A 22,254-nucleotide genomic window follows, 5' to 3' on the forward strand; every position below is an offset into this window, starting at 1 on the left:
CAGCATGAGGCGGAACTGGCGCGCGCCACCATCGCAAGGGAAGCGGCCGAGGCGGAGGCGGCGTCCGCAGCGGAGGCGATCGTCGCGGCGGAGGCGCGGCGCGTCGCGGCGCTCGGCGAGCGCGACGCGGCGCAGGCGGCGCTGGCGGCGGCGCGGGCCGATCTCGCCTCGCTCGAATCGGAGGCGGCGGCGCTGGCGCGCTCGCTGCCCAAGCGCGACGGGCGTGGCAAGGCTATCGACCGGATCAGCGCGGCGCCCGGCTACGAGCGCGCTCTGGCGGCCGCGCTGGGCGACGATCTCGAAGCGCCGATCGGCGAGGGCGCCGTGCGCTGGGCGGGCGCCGATGCGGCGGGCGATCCCGCTCTGCCCAAGGGCTGCGTGGCGCTGTCCGATCATGTCGAGGCGCCGGCCGAGCTGGCGCGTCGGCTGGCGCAGATCGGCGTGGTCGATGCCGATGACGGATCGATCAGGCTCGGCGTGGGCCAGCGGCTCGTCACGCGCGATGGACGGCTGCGGCGCTGGGACGGTTTCGTCGCCGAGGATCGTGGCGCTGCGGCGGCCGAAGGGCTGATCCGCCGCAATCGTCTGACCGAGATCGAAGGTCAGCTGGCACCCGCGCGCGATGCCGTTGCTGCGGCGGATCGCGCGCTTGCGACGGTGGCAGCGACGCTCGATGCTGCGCAACGCGACGGCCAGGCTGCACGTTCGACACAAGCGGCGGCGGAGCGCCGCGCCCGCGACGAGGCGATGGTCGAGGGCCGCGCGCGCGTCGCGATCGAGCGGGTGGAATCGCGCCGCGCCGAACTGGCCGAGCGCGCGAAAGGTGCAGCATCCGAGCGCGACGATGCTGCGCGGGAGGTGCAGCAGGCCGAGCAGACGGTACTCGCCTTGCCCGATGGTGCCGAGACTGCCCGCGCCGTCGCCGCGCAGCGTGCCGCGACCGATCAGGCGCGCGCGCAGGTCGGCCAATATCGCCTCGACCTCGCTGCGCTCGATCGCGGGTTGTCCGCCGATCGCGACCGTGCTGCCTCCGCCCGTGCCGAGGCCAAAAGCTGGAACGCGCGCGCAGGGGACGCCGCCAAGCGTATCAAGGAAATGACGGCGCGTGCCGGAGCGGCGGCGGACGAGGCGGAGATGCTCGCGCCAGCGCCGAAGCAGGTCGAGGCGCGCATCGCCGCCGCCGAGACCGAGCGTGCCGACGCCGCCAAGACCGGCGAGACCACCGCGCTCGCCGAGCGCGAGGCGGAGCAATTGCTGCGCGAGGCCGAGCGCGTCGCGGGCGATGCCGGCGAGGCGGCGGCCTCCGCGCGCGAGGCCCGCGCCACCGCCGTCGCCCGCCACGAAAATCACGAGCAGCGCCGCGTCGAGATGGGCCGGATTGCCGGCGAGCGTTTCCAGTGCCCGGCGCCGGTATTACCCGAGAAAGCCGGCTTCGATGCGAAGGAGGTCGGCGAGGCCGGCGCAGAATCCGCGCGGTTCGACCGGCTCAATCTCGATCGCGAGCGTATCGGCCCGGTCAACCTCGTTGCCGAGCAGGAACTCGGCGAACTCGACAGCGAACGCACCACGCAGGCGGCGCAGCGCGACGAGCTGGCCGAGGCCGTCTCCCGCCTGCGCGGATCGATCGGCAGTCTCAACCGCGAGGGGCGCGCGCGGTTGCTTGCGGCGTTCGAGGCGGTGGACGGCCATTTCCGCCGGCTCTTCACGCGCCTGTTCGCGGGCGGCGAGGCGCATCTCGCGCTGATCGACAGCGACGATCCGCTGGAGGCCGGGCTGGAGATCATGGCCCAGCCGCCGGGCAAGAAGCTTGCCTCGCTGACTCTCCTGTCCGGCGGCGAGCAGGCGTTGACGGCAGTCGCGCTGATCTTCGCTTTGTTCCTCACCAACCCGGCGCCGATCTGCGTGCTCGACGAGGTCGACGCACCGCTAGACGATGCCAATATCGAGCGCTTCTGCGATCTGCTCGACCAGATGACGCAGGAGACCGACACACGCTACCTCGTCGTCACCCACAATGCGGTGAGCATGGCGCGGATGCACCGGCTGTTCGGCGTGACGATGGTGGAGCGCGGCGTCAGCCGGCTGGTTTCGGTCGATCTCGGCGGCGCGGAATCGCTGCTCGCGGCCGAATAAACATACGTTACGAAAAATACATCGACTGAAATCCGCATTCTGTGCGTTCAAGAATTGTCCGGCCCGTATTTGCCGGTCCTGTCATGGAAGAGGATAAGATGAAAAGGATCCTTCTGGCCGCGCTCGCAACGGGCGCCATGATCGCCGCCGTTACTCCCGCCGACGCACGCCAGGGCTGCGGTCCGGGCGGCCATCGCGGCTATTACGGCCATTGCCGCCCGAACATGGGGCCGGGGCCGGCGGTCGTGGCGCCGGACGGTGCACTCGTGATCGGCACCTATTATCCGCATCACGGCTATTGGGATGGCCATCGCTACTGGGCACACCGCGACCGCTGGCACGGCGGCTGGCGGTATCGCTGAACCCTATCCGGCGAGCGCCTTCGCGCGCTCGCCGACTTTCCTGAGATCGTCCACGAAGCGCGCATATTCCTCCGCCCTGCGATCCTCGTCGGGGAGCCGCAGCAGGAAGCTCGGGTGGACGGTGATCCAGCCTTCCGATCCATCGTCCAGCGCGATCGGCGCGCCGCGCGCCTTCGCAATCGTCATCGCCTTGCCGAACAGCGAGTGCGCCGCCGTCGCGCCGAGCGCGACCGTCACCTTCGGCCGCACGATCGCGCGCTCCTGATCGATCCACCAGTGGCACGCCTCGATTTCTCCGGTATTGGGCTTGGCATGGATGCGGCGTTTGCCGCGCGGCTCGAACTTGAAATGCTTGACCGCGTTGGAGACGTAGGCGGTGGCGCGATCGACGCCGGCCTCGGCCAGCGCGCGATCGAAGAGCTGCCCGGCGGGGCCGACGAAGGGCTTGCCCGCCAGATCCTCCTGATCGCCCGGCTGCTCCCCGATGAAGAGCAAGGCGGCATCCGCCGGCCCCTCACCGAACACCGTCTGTGTCGCCGGCTGCCAGAGCGGGCAGCGCCGACAATGCGCCGCTTCCTCGCGCAGCGCGGCGAGCGCGGCCTGCGCGTTGCCGCCCGGTCCGGTACGTTTCGCCTGCGTCGCCACCATCTCCGTCTCCCGCGCCTGCGCGCCCGCGATCAGGCTGGGGACCAGCGCCGTCTCGGGCATGTTCTTCCAGTATTTCTTGGGCATCTCCTTCAGCATCGCGTGCGTCTTCAGGCGCGCCGGATTGAAGATCGAGGCGTAATAGGTCTTCCACACCTCCTCGGTCGGGTCGCCGTCGGGGGCGTCTGCTTTCGATGCGCCGGGGCCTTGCGCGAGCCGCTCGCCGTCCCAGTGGATCGAAACGTCGGGCGTCAGGATCGACCAGCGCATGTTGGCGAAGCGGCGCTGGAAGAAGCCGGCATTGGCGCGCACGATATGATGCTCTGGCTCGAACCAGGCGACGAAGCGGGCCACGCCGTCGTCGTCCGCCACCTCGCGGAAGCGCAGGAAGGCGCGCATCTTGTGGATGTCGCGGCGCACCGCCTTGGCCATCTCCTCCAGCCGGCGACGGAGCGGATCGGTCTCGTCCTCGATCCGGCGCGGCTCGTCACGCAGGCGCAGCAGCATCGTGTAGAGCAGGCCGAAGCGCTCCGGATCGCGATGCAGGATCACCGTCTCGGCGAGCGTCACGAACGGGCGTGGCACGGAGAAGGCGGCGCCGGCGGGGGCGGGGGGCAGCGGCGGCTCCGTCGCGCCGGCGAAGAGATCGGTCAGCTGGTCGCCCACCTGCCAGTGCAGCCCTTCCGGCGGTATATCGAGCCGGGCGGCGGCGCGGGCAGCGGCGCGCCACCCGTCGAAATCATCCTCCGCGGCTAACCGGACCAGTGGCACGCATCACCCTCATAATCCTCAGCGGAATGCCGAAGCGTTCAGCAACAACGCCTGGGAGCGGCTGATCGACCGCACGATCCGCGACCAGACGATCGTCAGCGCGACAGCAATCGCACCCGATGCGACCAGACCCCAGGAGATCAGTTCGACGCCATCGATGCCCGGATCGATGCGCGGCCCCATGCTGGCGAAGTAATCGACGAAATTGAGACCGAGCCACAGGCCCCACCAGACGCGCAGCATCGTCGGCACCGCCACGTGAGGCCAATCCGCCGGATTGACCGTCACCTGCCATGCTTCCTTGATCCCCTCGAACGGCCGGAACAGGCAGGCTACGGGAATGAAGAACCAGCCGACCGACCATCCGGGTGTCACCGAAACGCCCTCTCCGATGACCCGCGTCACCTTCACCATCCGGTAGATCCAGCAGCAACCGATTGCGGCGGATATGACGAAAGCGATCAGCGATAGCGACGACAAGGCCGCCTGCGCCTGCACGAGCGTCACGGCGGTGGATGACAAGGGGGCCGAATCGAGCCGGAAATCGGCAGGAAGCCGATGGAGAGCCAGCGCGCAGGACAGAGCGATGATGGCGCCGATCACCTTTGTCACGACCCAGACAAAAGCCCAGATCACAGCGTGGCGGCCTAGCGCCACCGCATCCCGCACACCATCCATGTCGTCCATCCCCTGCTGTCCCCGGCGATACGGTGACGACCCGGCCATGCGCTGTCCAGCCGCCTAGGCCGCGAACAGTTCCAGCTGCTCCCGCTTCGGGCGGGCGACCGGCGCCGCAACCTCGCCGAGCGTCGTCGGCCGCCAGTCCTCGGCGATCAGGAACGGGCGCAGCTTCGCGATCGAGCGGGTGAGCCGGGCGACGTCCTCCAGCCGCAGGCGTCGCCAGCGGCGCGCGGTGAGGATGCCGTCCACTGCCTTGGGGCCGAGGCCGGGCACGCGCAGCAGCGCCTCGCGCGGGGCGCGGTTGACGTCCACCGGGAAGGCCTCGCGGAACCTGAGCGCCCAGGCGAGCTTGGGATCGATGTCGAGCGGCAGCATCCCAGTCGCGGGATCGGCGGCGGCGGCGACCTCTCCCGGTGCGAAGCCGTAGAAGCGCATCATCCAGTCGGACTGGTAGAGCCTGTGTTCGCGCATCAGCGGCGGGCGCTTGAGCGGCAGCACCGCGCTGGCATCGGGGATCGGGCTGAACGCCGAATAATAGACCCGACGCAGCTGATAGCGATCATAGAGCGTACTGGCGCGCGCCACGATGTCGCGGTCGGTCGCCGCATCCGCGCCGACGATCATCTGGGTGGACTGGCCGGCGGGTGCGAAGCCGGGCGCCGCCCTGTAGCGTTTCTTCGCGTCGCGCCCGTCTTCGATACCGTGACGCAGGGCGCCCATCGCGCCTTCGATCCGCGTCGCCGACTTTTCGGGCGCGAGACGCTCGAGGCCCGCGACGGTCGGCAGCTCGACGTTGATCGACAGGCGATCGGCATGACGCCCGGCCAGTTCCAGCAGCTTCGGATCGGCATCCGGGATCGTCTTGAGGTGGATGTAGCCGCGAAAGCCGTGATCCTCGCGCAGCGACCGCGCCACCTCGACGATCTGCTCCATCGTGTAATCGGACGAGCGGATGATGCCGGAGGAAAGGAACAACCCCTCGATATAATTGCGCCGGTAGAAGGAGAGGGTGAGCTGCACGACCTCCTCCGCCGTGAAGCGCGCGCGCCGGACGTTCGAGCTCTTGCGGTTGATGCAGTAATGACAGTCGAAAATGCAGCTGTTGGTCAGCAGGATCTTGAGCAGAGAAATGCAGCGGCCGTCCGGCGCATAGGCATGGCAGATGCCCATCCCCTCCGTCGATCCGATGCCGCCTTTCTTGCCCGCCGAATCGCGTTTGGCGGTGCCGGAGGATGCGCAGGAGGCATCGTATTTCGCCGCATCGGCGAGGATCGCCAGCTTGGCCTGGATATCGAGCTGCGCCATGTGTTCATTCTATGTTCCCATGGCGTCGGGTGCAAGTGCCTGAAATATCAATATTGAGGATTGCCGTCCGCCTGATCCTGCTTCTGCTGTTGTTGCATACGCCGTTCGGCCGCGGCCTGGTTGACGAAGCTCTGGTAACAGCCGGTCTGGCCGCCGCTGCCCACGGCCGAGCACGTGTCCGGCAGGCCCGCGGCGAAGCGGCTGGCGTCGTCCACGCTGCGGACCTTGTTGCCCCATGCGTTGCTCGGCGCGTTTTCGCCCTTCTTGCCGCGGAAGCGCTTGGGGATGCGATAGCGCTCGCTTTCCGGCTCGCGCGCGCAGACCACGATCTCGTCATTCTTGCCCTGCGGGCAGGGATCGTCGCCGTAGACGACGATCGAGACGGTCTTGGCGTCGTTGTCGACCGGCTGCGCGGCGGCGGTCTGCGTGGGCGCGGGCGGCTCGGCCCGTGCCGCGATCGGCAGCGCCCATGCGGCGAGCAGCAGGCCCATCAGGAATCCGGCCGCGGCGACGGCCAGCGATCGGATGGTGGTAAGCGCGGTCGTCATCGGGACCTCGAATGTCGAAAGGGTCACGTAGCCAAGCCCGTTACAGGCTTTCGCGGTGCTGAACGAGCGGGTCGCGCGACAAGCGGCGCGATCAGGGAATGTCTTCTTCGGCCTTCTTCTGCGCGCGCTGTTGCGCCTTCCAGTTGTCGATCTGGGACTTGGTGCAGCCGGCGTTGACGCCCGCGCCGATCGCGTTGCAGCTCTGGATCTGCACGCCGGTGCCGCCGGTGGTGTTGACCGCGCTCAGCGCGTTGGTGTTGCCGCCGGCCGCCTGCGGCTCGGGCTCGCTGTCGCGCAGATCCTTGGGGATACGGTAGCGCTCGGTTTCGGGGTGGCGGCGGCAGACGACGATCTGCTGGCCGCCGCTGCTCGGGCACTTCTCGTTGCCATAGATGTCGATCACGCGGTCCGCGCTGATCTGGGCGAGGGCGGGCATCGGCGCCGCGATCTGGATGCCGGTCGCGCCGGACAGGGCGAGGGTAAGGATAAGCAGCCTGCGCATCACGGATTCCCCGATCGGAGCTTCAATCTAGCAACGCATGACTAGGTGGGACGGTTCTGGCAAGCGTCAAGGGAGGCGGCGCGCGCCAGTCGCGATATGAGGCAGGGCGGCATCACGCCGCGGTGGCGGCGTCGCGTCAGATCCGCTTCGACAGCCCGATCGCGGCGCGGCAGCCCAGCCGGATCGCGGCGGAGAGGATGGGGTAGGCGGGCGCGCGCTCGGCACCTTCCGCGATCGCGGTCTCGCGATGCTCGACCTCTTCGGCCTGGAACTCGGCTATCGTCGCGGAAAGCTCGGGATCGGTGGTGCCGAGCTGCTCCAGCTGCTCGGCATAATGGAGGTCGATCTCGGTCTCGATCGCGGCGGTGCAGGCCATCGCCGCCTCGGGCGAAATCAGCGCGGTCGCAGCACCCAGCAGGAAGCCGGCCTTGTCCCACAGGGGCGCGAGCAGGGTGGGACGCACGCCGCGTTCCGCCACGATGCGATCGAACACCTGCCGGTGCCGTTCCTCCTGCGCCGCCATGCGCGCGATCGGGCGCGCCGCCTCGGACCGCGTGCCGAGCACCGCGAGCTGGCCCGCATAGATGCGCGTCGCGCCGAACTCGCCGGCCTGATCGACGCGGATCATCGATCGGGTATCGGGGTCGCTCACCGGGCAGGCTTCCGCGAGGCCAGCGCCGCCACGATCAGACCGCCGACGATCGAGAAGATCGCGTTGAAACCGGCGAGGCTGATGCCGCCCAGCTTCCACTGCGGCACATCGCACATCACCACCGGCGCCTTCATCAGATCGGCGATCGAGGTGAAGTGGTTGCCGGTGCAGCGCGTCGGGCCGGTCCACCAATGATATTCGACGCCCGCGTGATAGACGCCCAGCCCGCCCGAGACGAGGATCGCCAGCGCGGCGAGCAGAGTGAAAGCGCGCGAGGCCGACGGATTGCCGCGCAGCGCGATGGCGATAAGCGCCAGCACGATCGCGGCGACATGCGGCCAGCGCTGCCACATGCACATCTCGCACGGCACGAGGCCTCCGAACACCTGCGATCCGATCGCCCCCCACAGGAGCGCGTTGGGCAGAAGAATCGCGATCAGCCGCGCGCGCGACAGGTTGGTCATGGCCGGCCGATCAATTGGCGGTGGGGACGAGCGACGGCGTCGGCGGCAGCGCGGCGGCGACCTTGGTGGCCGGCGCCGACGGATCGAGCCTCGACAGCGTCTGCAGCGCGTAGCTCAGCTGGAAATCGTTGACTCCCTGCTTCTTCAGCGCGTCGGCCGATGCGGCGAAGCGCGGATCGCTCTTGCTGTCCGCCTCCAGCACGCTGTCGTCCACCTTCGCCTCGTTGATCAGGTGGCGGCGCAGATCGTCCTCGCGGAATTTGGGCCGGTCCTTGTAGTCCGGGTCGGAAAGCTGCGGCACGTCGATGTCGGGATGGATGCCGCCTTCCTGCACCGATCGGCCCGACGGCGTGAAGTAGCGCGCGGTGGTGAGGCGCAGCGCGGTGTCGTCGGTCAGCGGCAGCAGCGTCTGCACCGAACCCTTGCCGAAGCTGCGCTCGCCCATCACGATCGCGCGGCGCTGATCCTGCAGCGCGCCGGCCACGATCTCGGCGGCGGAGGCGGAGCCGGCATTGACCAGCACGATGATCGGCAGGCCGTGCGCGTCGTCGCCGGGCTTGGCGTAATAGCGCTCGATATCGTCCTTCTCGCGCCCGCGCTGCGAGACGATCTCGCCATGATCGAGGAAGGCGTCGGCGGTCTCGATCGCCTGGTCGAGCAACCCTCCGGGGTCATCGCGCAGATCGATGATGTAGCCGGTCGGCTTGTGGCCGAGCTGCTTGTCGATGCCGGCGATCGCGGCGCGGGTGTCGGCGCCGGTCTGCTTGGAGAAGCTGATGATGTTGATGACGCCGATATTGTCCATCACCTTCCACTTCACCGGCTTGATCACGATGGTCTCGCGGGTGAGCAGCACGTCGAACGGCTTGTCGCGGCCGGGGCGGACGATGGTGAGCTTCACCTTGCTGCCCGGATCGCCGCGCATCTTGTCCACCGCTTCATCCAGCGTGGAGCCGTAGATCAGCTTGCCGTCGATGTGGGTGATATAGTCGCCGGACTTGATGCCGGCGCGATAGGCCGGAGTGTCGGGCGTCGGCGTCACCACCTTCACCACGCCGTCGTCGGCCTGCACGGTGAGGCCGAGGCCGCCGTAATTGCCGTCGGTCGTCATCTTCATCTGCTGGAAGTCGTGCGCGTCCATGTAGGAGCTGTGGGGATCGAGGCTGGCCAGCATGCCGTCGATCGCGCCCTTGATCAGATCCTTGTCGGTGGTCTTGTCGACATAGTCCGCGCGCACCTTCTGGAACACGTTCATGAACTGGTCGAGCTGCTTGTAGGTGTCATTGTCCTGCGCGGTGGACTCCGCGGCGCGGGCGTTCTGCACCGCCATCAGGCCCGTGGGAATCGCGGCGCCGGCCGCCAGCAAGCCAAGGGTACGCAGCAGGGACTTGGGCATGTGCGATGAATCTTTCCGTCAAACAGGCGCCTGTTGTGGTGCCGTATTACAGCGTTTCGGGAAAGCGCAAAAGTCCGGGCGAACTGCCATTGGTCCGACGCCGCTTTGCCGCTAACCGAAGATCATGGGGCGCCTCGACATCGCGGTGGCTGGCTGCGGGCCGGCGGGGCTGGCTGTGGCGGCGCTGCTCCACCGCGACGGCCATCGGGTGACTTTGTTCGAGCGGTTCGATGCGCCGAAGCCCGTAGGATCGGGCCTGATGATCCAGCCTACCGGGCAGGCGGTGCTGCGCGCACTGGGGCTGGAGGAGCGGCTGCTGGCGGCGGGATCACGGGTCGGCCGGCTGTTCGGCCGCGCGGGCGAGCGCGGACCGGTGGTGCTCGACGTCCGCTATGCGGCGCTCGGCGCACGCGGCGGCTTCGGCGTCGGCATCCATCGCGCCTCGCTATTCGCGATCCTGCACGACGCGGTGCGGGAGGCGGGCGTGCCGGTCGAGACGGGGCGGCCGATCGCGGCGAGCCGGATCGACGGCGCGCGGCGCTGGCTGCGTTTCGAGGATGGCGGCGAGGCGGGGCCGTTCGATCTGGTGGTCGATACGCTCGGCGCGCGCACCCCGCTGGCGCCGCCGACCGGCCGGGCGCTGGCCTATGGCGCGCTGTGGGCGAGCCTCGACTGGCCGGAGGGGGCGGGTTTCGACGCCGCCGCGCTGGAGCAGCGCTATCACAGGGCGAGCGTGATGGCGGGCGTGCTGCCGATCGGAACGCCGCCGGGGCGAAGCGCACCCCAGGCCGCCTTCTTCTGGTCGCTGCGCGCCGACCGGCTGGAGCAATGGCGCGCGGCCGGGCTGGCGCCGTGGAAGGCGGAGGTGCTGCGGCTCTGGCCGCTGCTGGCGCCATTGCTCGACCAGATCGAGGTGCCGGAGCAACTCACCTTCGCGCGCTACGCCCACCGCACGCTGCCGGCGCCGGCCGAGCCGGCGATGATCCATCTCGGCGATGCGTGGCATTCGGCCAGCCCGCAACTCGGGCAGGGCGCCAACATGGCGCTGGTCGACGCCTTTGCGCTAGCGCTGGCGCTCAGGACCACGGCCGGCGTGAACGCCGCGATCGAACGCGCGATCGCGCTGCGGCGCCGGCACGTGCTGCTCTACCAGTGGCTGACGGCCCTGTTCACGCCGGTCTACCAGTCGGACAGCCGGGTGCTGCCCTTCGTGCGCGACCGGATGGTCGGCCCGCTCTCGCGCCTCTGGCCGGCGACGCGCATCCAGGCGGCGATGGTCAGCGGGCTGATCGGCGATCCGCTCGGCCCGCTGGGGCTTTAACGCTCATAGGCTTTGGGCAGCGCGCCTTCCTGCGGGGTCATGTAGCGGTCGCGCAGCTCGGTCTGGCGCGAGCCTTGCGGCTGGGGCCGGCCGTCGATGAACACCGCGACCGGGGCGGAGGCCAGCTCCAGCGGGTCACCGTCCCACACCACGACATCCGCGCGGCGGCCGGGGCGGAGCGAGCCGATCTCGCCGTCCATGCCCATCACCTGCGCCGGGCCGGAGGTGATCGCGGCGAAGGCGTGGCCCCAGTCCAGCCCGGTCGATCCGGGGATCTTCGTGATCGCGACGAGGTTGCCGGCGAACTGCTTGAGGTTGCGCTGGCTGCCCGGCGCGCTGGCGTCCACTGTCGAGATGCCGAGCGTGACGCCGGCCTGTTCCATCCGCCCGACATTCGACTCGGTCGCGGCGACGCGCTCGAACGATTCGGGCAGATCGACCAGCGCGGCGGCGATCACCGGCACGTGCGCGGCGGCGATGTCGCGGGCGACCAGCCAGCCTTCCTCGGCGCCGACCAGCACGAGCTTCAGCTGCGGATAGTCCTTCTTGAGCGCCAGCACCGATCGGATGTCGCTGGCGCGCTGGACGTGGACGAGCAAGGGCTGCTTGCCGTCGAGCACCGCGATCAAAGCCTGCGCGTCGGGTCGCTTGATCAGCGAATCCCTCTCGCGCCCCCCGAAAGCGGCGGGGTTGCGGCGATAATCCTGCGCCTGCGCCAGCGCGTCGTGGAGCATGGCATAAGCGGCGGGGCGGCTGCCGCCCGCCGCCTGCGCGCCGTCCTCGCCCATCTCGACATACTGGAACGCGCGCGGGCGCATCACCGGGTCCGGCCCGACACCGAGCGAGATCACAGCACCTTGCCCCGCGAAGATCGAGCCGCCCGTCCCCGGCGAGACGACCGCGCGGGTCACGCCGCCCCAGCGCTCGTTGTTGAGGATGATCGAATTGGGGTTGATCGCGGGCGATATGTCGATCGCCGCGTTGAAGGGCGACTTGCCGGCGGAGACGTCGTTGCTCTCCTCCACGCCCTCGGAATCGGCGAGACCCAGCGTCGAGAAACCCGCAACCATCCCGGCCGAGACCCATTTGCCGTGCGCGTCGATCACCTGCGCGCCGGCGGGCACTTGCACGTTGGCGCCGGCGGCGACGATGCGGCCGTCGGCGAACACGACGGTGCCGTTGGGGATCGGCGCGGAGCCGTCCCCGATCGCGACGGTGCCGCCGGTGATCGCGGTGGTGGCGGCGAGAGAGGGAGTGGCGAGGAGGGCGGCGGCGAATGCCCATCCTCCCCGCGCGAAGCGGGGGGAGGGGGACCGCCGAAGGCGGTGGAGGGGGCGGCCGGCGAAGCCGGGCGCTGAAGCGCCCGCCCCTCCACCATGCTTCGCATGGTCCCCCTCCCCATCTCCGATGGGGAGGATGTGGGTGAGCGCCTTCATTTCACGTCTCCCATGCCCGGCTGGCCCAGCTCGAAATCGCTCACCGGACGGAGCTTCGGATTGTTCGCGTCGTAGAGCATCGCGCCGTCGATCCAGACCTTCTCCGGCCGGGTGTAGACGGAGAGCGGATTGCCGTTCCACAGCACCACGTCGGCCATCTTGCCGGGCTTGAGGCTGCCCGTCTTGTCGGCGATGCCCAGCGCCTTCGCTGGATTGATCGACAGCCACTCCCACGCCACCTCGTCGGGGATGTCGATCCCGGCGCGGCGGCCTGCCGCCTGCGCCTTGGCGACTTCCTGATTGAGCCGCTGGATGCCGTTCTGGTCGTCCGAATGGATCATCGCGCAGGTGCCCTCCTTCTGGAGCAGCGCGAGATTTTCGGGGATGCCGTCGTAGCTTTCCATCTTGAAGCCGTACCAGTCCGCCCAGACGGCGGCGCAGATGCCGTTCGCCTTCAGCAGATCGGCGATCTTGTAGGCCTCGACTGCGTGGTGGAAGGCGGTGACGTGATAGCCGAACTCCTTCGACATATCGATCACGTTGGCCATCTCGTCGGCGCGGTAGCAGTGGTTCTGGACGAGGATCTCGCCCGCCAGCACGCCGGCCAGCGTGTCCATGGCGAGATCGCGGGTCGGCGGATCACCGCCGTCCTTCTCATATTTGTCCCACTTGCGCTTGTATTCGACCGCCTTCGCCCAGGTCTGGCGATCGACCGCGATATTGCCCATGCGGGTGGAGGGCTCGCGGCCCTTCGATCCGTAGACGCGCTTCGGATTTTCGCCGCACGCCATCTTTAGGCCGTAGGGCGCGCCGGGGAACTTCATGCCCTGCGTGGTGCGGGCATAGACGTTCTTGAGGATCACCGAGCGGCCGCCGAACAAGTTGGCGGAGCCGGGCAGGATCTGCAGCGTGGTGACGCCGCCGTTCGCCAGCGCGCGGCTGAACCCCGGATCCTGCGGCCAGATGCTGTGCTCGGCCCACACCTCGGCGGTGACGGGCGCGGTCGCCTCGTTGCCATCGGACAGCGCCTTCACGCCGGGCGAGGGATAGTCGCCGAGGTGGCTGTGGATGTCGATCACGCCCGGCGTTACCCACTTGCCGGTGCCGTCGATCACCGTGGCACCGGCGGGCGGGGCGATGGTCTGGCCGACCTGGACGATCTTGCCGTCCGCGAACAGCACCGCGCCGCGATCGATCCGCCCGCCTTCACCGTCATAGATGGTGACGTTGGTCAGCAACGTCGGCACGCCCGGATAGCGGTGGTAGGTCGAGGGATAGGGGTCGTGGCTGTAGCCGTGACCCGCACCCGGCGGCGGCGCCTTGGCCGATGCGGTGGCGGGCGGAGGCGAGGAGGCGGTGCAGGCCATCAGGCTCAGGCACGTCGTCACGGTCGCGGCGACGTTCAGCGCGCGCGAAAGGGTGTTGGTCACGGATAAGCCCCCTTAGCCCTGTTGTGGGCCGACCCTGCGATGCGAAATCCTATTGTTCAAGAGGGCGCGCCGGATTTCTCCTTCGCGATCTGTTTGTCGAGCGCGGTCGCGGCCGCGTCCGCATAGGTGCGGCAGGCCTCGGGATCGACGAACGGGTTGGGATCGCGCGACTGCAGCAGCTTCGCGAACTTGACGTCGCCGCCCGACTGGCCGGGATGCGCGGTGATCAGGATGTCGCAGGGCAGGCGCCGCACCGTTGCGATCGTCCTGCGGAAATTCGCCAGCGCAACGGCGTGCGCGGGATCGGAGAAGCGATAGTCGCCCGCCGTCAGCGGATTGAGACTCGATCCGAACAGCACCGAGCGGCAGGTCTTGCCCTCGCACGAGCGCCAGCCCCAGCTCATCGATCCGGGCGTGTGGCCGGGCGTGGCGTGGGCGGTGACGGTGACGCCGCCGAGCCGGATCGCTTCGCCGTCGCGCACGGTGCGCAGCCGCGTGACCGGCGGATAGGGTTCCAGCCACGCCATCTGCGGATCGTCGGCGTTGCTGCGTCCCTGCCGAAGCACGATCGCGGCAGGCGCGCTGGAAAGCACGGTCGCGCCGGTGTCGCGCGAGAGGGCGGCGAGACCGCCGGCGTGATCGAAATGCGGCTCGGTGCTGAGGATCAGCTTCACATCCTTCAACCGAAAGCCGAGCGTGCGGATGTTCGCCTCGATATCGTGCACCGCCTGCGGCACCGCGCCGTCGATCAGGATCAGGCCGGCGCGCGTCTTGATCAGGCCGACATTGAGGCCGCCGAACCCGACGAGGTAGGTGTTGCCGTAGATGCGCGTCGGCGGCTGGGGCATCAGCCATTGCTTGGCGTGCTCCGACGCGATCGGGCGGAGCAGCGGATCGTCGGCGCTCTTCGCCGGAGTGGCGGCGACCAGAAGGGCGCCCAGCAGGCCGAGGGCGATACGCATGACGATGCTCTCCCGTGCAAAACGAAAATTGCTTTCGGTAATTTTTGCGCGATGATAGCGCTGGCATGTCCGGACCCCAAGCGGCCGGTGTCGAGGAGAGTTTGATGTCCAACCGTGCCGCGCAGGCCGCCTTGCCCGCGTTCGTGACCGTCACCTGCCTGTTCTTCGCCTGGGGCTTCATCACCTCGAACAACGATCCGCTGATCGCGGCGCTGAAGGGCATCTACAGCCTGACGACGGCCGAGGCGATGCTGACCCAGTTCGCCTTCTTCCTGGGCTACGGCGTCTTCTCGCTGCCCGCCGCCGCGGTGGTCGGCCGGCTGGGGCCGAGCAAGTCGATCATGGCGGCGTTGATCGTGATGATCGCCGGCTGCTTCATCGTGCCGGCCTCCTCCGCGGTGCGCTCCTATCCGCTGGTGCTGGTCGCTCTGTTCACGCTGGCGGCGGGCATCACCATGCTGCAGGTCGCGGCGAACCCGCTGGCGGCGGCGCTGGGCGCGCCCGAGCGCTCGCACTTCCGGCTGACCTTCGCGCAGGCTTTCAACTCGCTCGGCGTGGTGCTGGGCGTGCATCTCGGCGCCTCGCTGATGCTCTCGGCCGACATCTTCAAGAATGGCGGCGCGACCATCGCCAACGAGGCGGATCGGGCCGCCGGCCTCGCCGCCGTCAATCACGCCTTCATGCTCATCGCCGCCTTCCTTGCCGCGCTGGTGGTGCTGATCGCGGTGATGCGCCACCGGATCGAGAATGCGGTGCCGCACGAAGAGGTGACCGGTGGCGCCGAGAACGGCTCGGCCTTCGCTGCGCTGCGCTGCGGCTGGGCGCTGGCCGGCGCTGTGGCGATCTTCCTCTATGTCGGGTCCGAGGTGACGATCGGATCGCTGATGATCAACTATCTCAACCGGCCCGAGGTGCTGGGCGTCAGCCTCGCCGTCGCGGGCGCGATGACCGCCAATTATTATTGGGGCGGCGCGCTGGTCGGCCGTTTCATCGGATCGGCGCTGCTGGCGGTATTTCCTGCGGCGGTGCTGCTGACGATCATGGTCGCGGTGAATGTCGCGCTGTCGCTCGCTGCCTTCCTGCTGAGCGGCCCGGCGGCGGCGTATTGCGCGCTGGCGATCGGCCTGTTCAACTCGATCATGTTCCCGACGATCTTCTCGCTGACCCTCCAGCGCGCCACCGCGCCGGCCTCGGCGACGGCGGGGCTGCTCTGCGTTGCGATCGTCGGCGGCGCGGTGCTGCCGTGGATCGCGGGCAAGATCACCGATGCGACCGGCAGCTTCGGCCACGCCTTCATCGTGCCGGTGATCGGCTATATCGGCATCCTGATCTTCGCCATCGCCGCCGCGCGGGTGAAGGGGGCGGACCACCACGCCGTCGCCATGCCGGCGGGGCACTGAGCCGATGATCGGCCGGCGCGGAGTCCTGGCGGGCGGCCTGGCGCTGACCGCGCTCGCCGCCGCGCCGCCTGCGGGCGACAGGTTCGTCCGGGTCGAGGGGCAGCAGCTTCGGCGGGGCGGCAGGCGCTATCCGCTGATCGGCACGAACCTGTGGTACGCGGCGTGGCTCGGCGCCGACCGCCCTTATGGCAATCGCGCTCGCCTCGGCCGCGAGCTGGACCGGCTGAAGGCGCTCGGCATCAACACCGTCCGCATCCTCGGCGCGGCGGAGCGCTCGCCGCTGCATGGCGCGGTGACGCCGGTGTTCCGGGGACCGGGCGCCGAGTACGACGCGGGCCTGCTCGAAGGGCTGGACTATGCGCTGGCCGAGATCGGCCGGCGCGGCATGACCGCGACCATCTACACCAACAATTTCTGGGAATGGTCGGGCGGGATGGCCGCCTACCTCACCTATGTGAACGGCGGGCATTTCATCGAGGCGTCCGACCTTTCGCGGCCGTGGACCGACTTCCCCGATTTCGTGTCGGACTTCTACGACAACCCGCAGGCGCTGGCGCTCGCCAACGACTATCTGCGCACGCTGGTGGCGCGCACCAACAGCGTGACGGGTAAGCCGTACAGGGACGATCCGGCGATCCTCGCCTGGCAGCTCGCCAACGAGCCGCGCCCGGCGGGATCGGAGGCCGCCTTCGCCAGGGCCTACCCGCATTATCTCGACTGGATCCGGTCGACCGCGCGGCTGATCAAGTCGATCGATCCCAACCATCTCGTCTCGGCGGGATCGGAGGGGCTGGCCGGCTGTCTCCAGAAGGAGGCGTGCGTCGTCGACACCAACGCCTCGCCCGACATCGATTATCTGACGATGCACATCTGGCCGCAGAATTTCGGCTGGGTGAAGCGCGGGGCCTTGGCCGAGACCTACGATGTCGGCGCCGCCAACACTCGCACCTATATCGACACGCATGTCGCCATCGCGAAGCGGCTGAACAAGCCGGTGGTGATCGAGGAATTCGGCTTCCCGCGCGACGGAGGCAGTTTCGAACCCGGCAGCGCGACGACGTTGCGCGATCGCTATTATCGCCTCGTCCTTAGCGCGGCGGCGGATGGATACCGGGCCGGCGGGCCGCTCGCCGGTGCCAATTTCTGGGCGTGGAATGGCGAGGGGCGGGCGCAGCATGCCGATCGTCGCTTCCAGCCCGGCGACACCGCCTTCGTCGGCGATCCCCCGCAGGAGCCGCAGGGGCTCTATGGCGTGTTCGACGCCGATCGATCGACCCAGAAGGTGATCCGCGACTGGGCGCGGGCGATGCGGGGGTGATAGACCCCCGGTGATGACCCGCCGCCTGCTCGAAATCTGTGTCGATGACATCGTCGGCGTGCACGCGGCGATCGCGGGCGGGGCGGATCGGATCGAGCTATGCGCCGCGTTGGCGCTGGGCGGGCTGAGCCCATCGGCGGGACTGGTCGAGGCGGCACTCAACGCGGCGCGGCCGGCGGGGGTGGCGGTCCACGCGATGGTGCGGCCGCGCGGCGGCGACTTCCGCTACGACGAAGCCGAGACGGCGCTGGCGATGCGCGAGGCGTTCGCGCTGATCGCGCAGGGGGTGGACGGGCTGGTCTTCGGCGCGGCGCGGGATGGAGTGCTCGATGAGCCGGTGCTGGCGGCGTGGGTCGCGGCGGTGCGGGCGGGCGGCCGGCCGGTGTCGCTGACACTGCATCGCGCGATCGACGTCAACGACGACCCGGTCGCGGCGGTCGAGGTCGCGGCGATGTTGGGCTTCGATCGCATCCTGACATCCGGCGGCGCTCCGAGCGCGGAGGAGGGGGTGGACGTCATCGCCCGCATGGTCGCGCGCGCCGGGGATCGCATCCGGATCATGGCAGGCGCCAGGGTGAGGCCGGACAACGCGGCGCATCTCCTCGCCAAGACCGGGGTGCGCGAACTGCACGGATCCGCGAGCTTGGCGCTGGCCGAAGGCGATGCGCGCGCCGCCGCGCTCGGCTTCGACATGCCGCCCCGTCGCCGCACGGACGAAACCATGGTCCGCGCCTTGCGGGCCGCGATCGATCAGGGAGTATCGCCATGACCGTCCGCCCTTCCCGCCGTGCCGTGATCGGCGGCGCCGGCCTGCTCGCCGCCACGGCCGCCGTTCCGACGGTCGCGAAACCCGCGACGGGCGCGACGATCGTCTCGACCTGGGATTTCGGCGCCACCGCCAATGCCGCCGCGCACGCGAAGCTGGTCGCCGGCGGATCGCTGCTCGATGCGCTGGAGGCCGGTGCGCGGGTGCCCGAGGCGGACCCCGAGATCCACACCGTCGGCCTCGGCGGATATCCCGATCGCGACGGGCGGGTGACGCTCGACGCCGTCATCATGGACGATGCCGGCAGGGTCGGCGCGGTGGGCGCGCTGGAGGATGTCGTCCACGCCGTCTCGGTCGCGCGCGCGGTGATGGAGAAGACGCCGCACACCATGCTGGTCGGCGCCGGCGCGACCCAGTTCGCGCTCGCCAACGGCTTCCCCAAGGAGAAACTGCTCACCCCGGCGGCCGAAGCCGCGTGGCGCGAGTGGCTCAAGACCTCGAACTACCGCCCGGTAGCCAATATCGAGAACCACACACCCGGCAGTGCGTGGAACCACGACACGGTCGGCATCCTCGGGCGCGACGCCGCCGGGCGGCTGGCGGGCGCCTGCACGACCTCGGGCATGGCATTCAAGATCCACGGCCGGGTCGGCGACAGCCCGCAGGTCGGCTGCGGCCTCTATGTCGAGGCGGGCGTCGGCGCCGCGACCTCCAGCGGGGTGGGCGAGGAGGTGATCCGCATCGCCGGCACGGCACGGGTCGTCGGATCGATGCGGCACGGAATGGCGCCGATGGAGGCATGCCGCGAGGCGGTGCTTCACATCGCGAACCTGCGCGGCGACGCGGTGAAGGATGCGCAGGTTGGCTTCCTCGCGCTCGGTGCCGACGGCCGCGTCGGCGCCTTCGCGCTGCTGCCCGGCTTCACTTATGCGGTGACCGATGCGGGCGGCAATACGGTGACGCACAAGGCTTTGAGCCTGCAGGGATAATTTGCCTCAGACGATGGTCTAAGCGCGATTAAGCATGGCACGGACCGGTCGTTACCGGGGATGTGCCGGCGGTTGCAACCGCTCCCCCGCGACCGCCGGCCACCCACATCCCAGGATCGTCATGCAGCCGCCGATGGACCCCGCCTCGATCCGTGACGTCGCCTCCGGGCGCAGCGTCGACGACGTGCTCGCCATCTGGCAGGACGAGACGGCGGAACATGCCCGATCCGACGACTGGATCGCCATCGCCTTCGAGATCGCGCGGCGCATGCGAACCGGCTGCGCCTGACCGGTTAAAGCATTTTAATCGCAGCCGTTAACTCTCTGGTAACCATATCCGCGTCACCTTGGCATCGACGGCTGGGGTCGTCAGCCGGTGCGATTCCGTGGAAGGTCAGCAGCGGATCGTGCCGGCAATTTCCGCTTCGAGGAGACGGAAGATGCCCGATCGCAACCGAATTCAGTTTCTCGACCGACAGCGGGCGACCGCGCGTCGCTGGCGCCTGACGCACGACGATCATGGATCGCGGCGCCTCGCGGCGGCGATGATCGAGGCGCGCGCCAGCCAGTTGATCCTGCGCGAAGCCCTGCGCATCGATTGAGCCGCAGCGAGGGTTTCGCCGGCTTGTCGGACCGCCTCAATTCAATTGACAAAATGTTTAATTTAATGCCACCTCCCGTTCGCCACGAAGGATGACGCCCCCGCGCGAGGGGCCTCCACGGCCACAGGGAGAGCGCTGCATGACCCGCCGTTTCGCCGGACGCACGAGGATGGTGGCGGGCAGCTGCGCGCTGTTTGGCCTGATGACAGGCGTCGCCATCGCGCAGACGCGCGGATCGCAGCCGGTCGATCTCGCCAATCCGCTGATGGGCACCGCCGCGCTCGACGACCAGAAACTGATCGGCAACGCGCCGCCGCCGGGCGAGCCGGTCTATTCGGGCCAGACCTCTCCGGGCGCGCGCGTGCCGCACAGCTCGGTCGAGGCGGCGCCGATCAACAACAATATCGCGCTCAGCTTCCCCAACGGGGTGCCGACACCCTATTACTACACCAATCCGACGATGCTGGGTTTCTCGGGCGGCGGTGGCTCCTCCTATGGCGGCAATGCCGAGCCGATCATTTCGCCGGTGGTGGGCGACTGGTCGATGCCGCCGGCGTGGCGTGAGAGTGCCTACGACAAGAGCAAGGAGATCGCCTCGCCGGGCTATTATTCGGTCTATCTCGACACGTTCAAGACGAATGTCGAGCTGACCGCGACGCGCTGGGCGAGCCTGATGCGCTTCACCTTTCCGGCGAGCGTGCGCTCCAACGTGCTGGTCAACTTCCCCGCGCATGGCGGGAGCATGGAGGTGGTCGGCGATCACACCGTACGCGGTGTCTCGCAGGATCATGGAGCGATCGACGGCGCCTATTTCGTCGCGGAATTCTCCAAGCCCTTCGCCGACCTCGGCACCTTCCGGAAAGTCCCCGGCAATCCCGGCGACGAGCGCGAGGGCTGGGGGATCGGCGACAAGGACGTCCAGCCGGGCGCGAAGAGCGTCTCGGGCGGATGGTCCGGCACCTACCTGACCTTCCACACCAAGGCGGGCGAGCAGGTGCTGATGAAGATCGCGCACGGCACCAGCTACGCGCAGGCCGAGCAGCGGCTGAAGGACGAGCTGCCCGGCTGGAACTTCGATGCCGTCCACGCCGCTGCGCGCGGCGAATGGGCCAAGCTGCTCGATCGCGTGCAGGTGACCGGCGGCAGCCCCAAGCAGCGCCAGCTCTTCTATTCCACCCTGTTCCAGTCCTTCGCCAGTCCGCGCGTGATCGCCGAGAAGGGCGAACAATTCACCGACATGAACGGCAAGGTGCAGACCGCAACGCACGATCGCTACAGCCCGGTGCCGTTCTGGGATACCGGCCGCAACCAGATCGTGCTGCTCGAGCTGATGGAGCCGGAGCGGGTGCAGAACATCCTCGCCTCCGAACTCGATATGGCGCGCGAGAAGGGGTATATGAACACCTCCTTCCACGGCGACAATGCGGTGTTCCTGTTCCTCGGCGCGTGGAAGCGGGGCATCCCGTTCGATTATGCGGCGGCCTACGAATATCTGCGCAAGAACGCGCTCGATCCCGCGGGTCCGCGCCACTTCCTCGCCGAGTACGACAAGAACGGCTGGATCGCGGACATCATTCCGCCCAACAATCCCAGCCCGCCTTATGCCGGCGGCAAGGCGGGCGCGGCGACCACGCTGGAATATGCGTGGGACGATCACGCCATGTCCCAATATGCCGCGCTGCTGGGCAGGAAGGACGACGCGGCCCGCTTCCTCCAGCGATCGGCGAACTGGCGCAACGTGTTCGACAAATCGATCGGCTTCATGCGCGGGCGCACCGCCGACGGCCAGTGGATCAGCCCGTTCGATCCGCAGGAGCCGTACTACAATTTCATGATGAAGGAGGCGTCGGGCTGGTCGACGCTCTGGCTGGTGCCGCACGACGTGGCCGGGCTGGAGTCGGCACTCGGCGGGCGGCAGGCGTTCGACGCCAAGCTCGATAGCTTCTTTTCGACGCCCTACACGCCCAAGGGCATCTGCCGCGACTGCACCGGCTTGATCGGCCAGTATGTGCAGGGCAATCAGCCCGACCAGCAGGCGGCCTATTACTATGATTGGGGCGGCCAGCCCTGGAAGACGCAGAAGCTGGTGCGGCAGATCCTCGACCGGATGTATGGCAGCGACGCCGCCGGCTACGGCTATCCGGGGATGGACGATCAGGGCGCAACCTCGTCCTGGTACGCGCTGTCGGCTATGGGCTTCTATCCGGTCGATCCGTCGAGTGACGCTTACATCATCGGTTCGCCGATCTTCGACGACGTGAAGCTCACCATGGGCAACGGCAAGGTGTTGGAGATCGCGGCGCGCAACAATTCGGCGGCCAACATGTATGTCCAGTCCGCCACGCTCAACGGCAGGCCGTGGACCAAGCCCTGGTTCGCCCATGCCGACATCAAGAACGGCGCGACGCTCGTGCTGACCATGGGGCCGAAGCCCAATCCGTCCTGGGGCAGCGCGCCCGCCGATGCGCCGCCCTCGCAAAGCTCGTCCGCCCGCTGATCGGACGGGCCGCTCGCCGGGTCTCTCCCCCCCGACCGGCGACGCGGTGGCTCCGGGAGATGGCAGCCCCTCCG

General features: G+C 68.7%; 20 protein-coding genes and 1 pseudogene. 10 read left to right on the top strand and 11 right to left on the bottom strand.

Going from position 1 to position 22,254, the window contains the following annotated elements:
* Nucleotides 1-2,133, top strand: a pseudogene (locus QGN17_RS18330) (chromosome segregation protein); the annotation flags it as partial.
* 98 nt (nt 2,134-2,231) lie between these two features.
* Nucleotides 2,232-2,495 carry a GCG_CRPN prefix-to-repeats domain-containing protein gene (locus tag QGN17_RS18335; protein WP_281046056.1) on the top strand — a complete coding sequence of 88 codons (264 nt, stop codon included), beginning with the start codon at nt 2,232-2,234 and terminating at the stop codon, nt 2,493-2,495.
* A gap of 3 nt (nt 2,496-2,498) precedes the next feature.
* Here QGN17_RS18335 and QGN17_RS18340 read toward each other — a convergent pair whose 3' ends face one another.
* From QGN17_RS18340 to QGN17_RS18375, 8 genes are all read right to left on the bottom strand, one after another.
* A complete protein-coding gene (locus QGN17_RS18340; RefSeq protein ID WP_281046057.1) occupies nt 2,499-3,911 on the bottom strand; it encodes a UdgX family uracil-DNA binding protein in 1,413 nt (470 codons plus the stop codon).
* Between the two features lie 18 nt (nt 3,912-3,929).
* Nucleotides 3,930-4,598 (bottom strand): DUF4328 domain-containing protein, encoded by a 669-nt coding sequence (locus QGN17_RS18345; protein ID WP_281046058.1) that lies wholly within the window; start codon nt 4,596-4,598, stop codon nt 3,930-3,932.
* 54 nt (nt 4,599-4,652) lie between these two features.
* Nucleotides 4,653-5,897 (bottom strand): putative DNA modification/repair radical SAM protein, encoded by a 1,245-nt coding sequence (locus tag QGN17_RS18350; protein ID WP_281046059.1) that lies wholly within the window; start codon nt 5,895-5,897, stop codon nt 4,653-4,655.
* A gap of 47 nt (nt 5,898-5,944) precedes the next feature.
* Complete coding sequence (locus tag QGN17_RS18355; RefSeq protein ID WP_281046060.1) at nt 5,945-6,445, bottom strand: hypothetical protein; 501 nt, start codon at nt 6,443-6,445, stop codon at nt 5,945-5,947.
* A gap of 91 nt (nt 6,446-6,536) precedes the next feature.
* A complete protein-coding gene (locus QGN17_RS18360) occupies nt 6,537-6,947 on the bottom strand; it encodes a hypothetical protein (RefSeq protein WP_281046061.1) in 411 nt (136 codons plus the stop codon).
* Nucleotides 6,948-7,083: 136 nt separating this feature from the next.
* Complete coding sequence (locus tag QGN17_RS18365) at nt 7,084-7,575, bottom strand: demethoxyubiquinone hydroxylase family protein (protein WP_281046236.1); 492 nt, start codon at nt 7,573-7,575, stop codon at nt 7,084-7,086.
* A gap of 20 nt (nt 7,576-7,595) precedes the next feature.
* Nucleotides 7,596-8,063: a disulfide bond formation protein B gene (locus tag QGN17_RS18370; protein ID WP_281046062.1), complete on the bottom strand. Its 468-nt coding sequence runs from the start codon at nt 8,061-8,063 to the stop codon at nt 7,596-7,598.
* 10 nt (nt 8,064-8,073) lie between these two features.
* The gene (locus QGN17_RS18375) at nt 8,074-9,393 is read right to left on the bottom strand and encodes a S41 family peptidase (RefSeq protein WP_281046237.1); all 1,320 of its coding nucleotides are present in this window, start codon (nt 9,391-9,393) and stop codon (nt 8,074-8,076) included.
* A 190-nt stretch (nt 9,394-9,583) separates the two neighbouring features.
* Between QGN17_RS18375 and QGN17_RS18380 the strand changes: the two genes are divergently transcribed.
* Complete coding sequence (locus QGN17_RS18380) at nt 9,584-10,780, top strand: FAD-dependent oxidoreductase (protein ID WP_281046063.1); 1,197 nt, start codon at nt 9,584-9,586, stop codon at nt 10,778-10,780.
* Here QGN17_RS18380 and QGN17_RS18385 read toward each other — a convergent pair.
* The 3 genes from QGN17_RS18385 to bla all read right to left on the bottom strand — a co-directional run bounded on the left by QGN17_RS18385 (nt 10,777) and on the right by bla (nt 14,608).
* On the bottom strand, nt 10,777-12,216 hold the full coding sequence (locus QGN17_RS18385) for an amidohydrolase family protein (RefSeq protein WP_281046064.1): 1,440 nt from the start codon (nt 12,214-12,216) through the stop codon (nt 10,777-10,779). The two genes, QGN17_RS18380 and QGN17_RS18385, sit on opposite strands and share 4 nt — an antisense overlap.
* Nucleotides 12,213-13,583 carry an amidohydrolase gene (locus QGN17_RS18390; RefSeq protein ID WP_281046238.1) on the bottom strand — a complete coding sequence of 457 codons (1,371 nt, stop codon included), beginning with the start codon at nt 13,581-13,583 and terminating at the stop codon, nt 12,213-12,215. Before QGN17_RS18390 ends, QGN17_RS18385 begins: the two co-directional genes overlap by 4 nt.
* A 119-nt stretch (nt 13,584-13,702) precedes the next feature.
* The gene (gene bla / locus QGN17_RS18395) at nt 13,703-14,608 is read right to left on the bottom strand and encodes a subclass B3 metallo-beta-lactamase (protein WP_281046065.1); all 906 of its coding nucleotides are present in this window, start codon (nt 14,606-14,608) and stop codon (nt 13,703-13,705) included.
* A 104-nt stretch (nt 14,609-14,712) separates the two neighbouring features.
* On the opposite strand from bla, the gene QGN17_RS18400 reads away from it, so the two are divergent.
* From QGN17_RS18400 to QGN17_RS18430, 7 genes are all read left to right on the top strand, one after another.
* Nucleotides 14,713-16,008: a sugar MFS transporter gene (locus tag QGN17_RS18400; RefSeq protein ID WP_281046066.1), complete on the top strand. Its 1,296-nt coding sequence runs from the start codon at nt 14,713-14,715 to the stop codon at nt 16,006-16,008.
* A 4-nt stretch (nt 16,009-16,012) separates the two neighbouring features.
* Nucleotides 16,013-17,326 (top strand): glycoside hydrolase 5 family protein, encoded by a 1,314-nt coding sequence (locus QGN17_RS18405; protein ID WP_281046067.1) that lies wholly within the window; start codon nt 16,013-16,015, stop codon nt 17,324-17,326.
* A 13-nt stretch (nt 17,327-17,339) separates the two neighbouring features.
* Nucleotides 17,340-18,095, top strand: a complete 756-nt coding sequence (locus QGN17_RS18410) for a copper homeostasis protein CutC (protein WP_281046068.1) — start codon at nt 17,340-17,342, stop codon at nt 18,093-18,095.
* Complete coding sequence (locus QGN17_RS18415; RefSeq protein WP_281046069.1) at nt 18,092-19,081, top strand: N(4)-(beta-N-acetylglucosaminyl)-L-asparaginase; 990 nt, start codon at nt 18,092-18,094, stop codon at nt 19,079-19,081. Before QGN17_RS18410 ends, QGN17_RS18415 begins: the two co-directional genes overlap by 4 nt.
* Nucleotides 19,082-19,202: 121 nt before the next feature.
* Nucleotides 19,203-19,370, top strand: coding sequence for a hypothetical protein (locus QGN17_RS18420; RefSeq protein WP_281046070.1), 168 nt, complete (start codon nt 19,203-19,205; stop codon nt 19,368-19,370).
* Between the two features lie 151 nt (nt 19,371-19,521).
* Entirely contained in the window at nt 19,522-19,683 is a 162-nt protein-coding gene (locus tag QGN17_RS18425) for a hypothetical protein (protein WP_022691008.1), read from the top strand.
* Between the two features lie 139 nt (nt 19,684-19,822).
* On the top strand, nt 19,823-22,180 hold the full coding sequence (locus QGN17_RS18430; protein ID WP_281046071.1) for a GH92 family glycosyl hydrolase: 2,358 nt from the start codon (nt 19,823-19,825) through the stop codon (nt 22,178-22,180).
* The last annotated feature ends 74 nt before the right edge of the window (nt 22,181-22,254 follow it).

It is taken from the genome of Sphingomonas oryzagri, from assembly GCF_029906645.1.
Taxonomy (GTDB): Bacteria; Pseudomonadota; Alphaproteobacteria; order Sphingomonadales; family Sphingomonadaceae; genus Solisphingomonas; species Solisphingomonas oryzagri.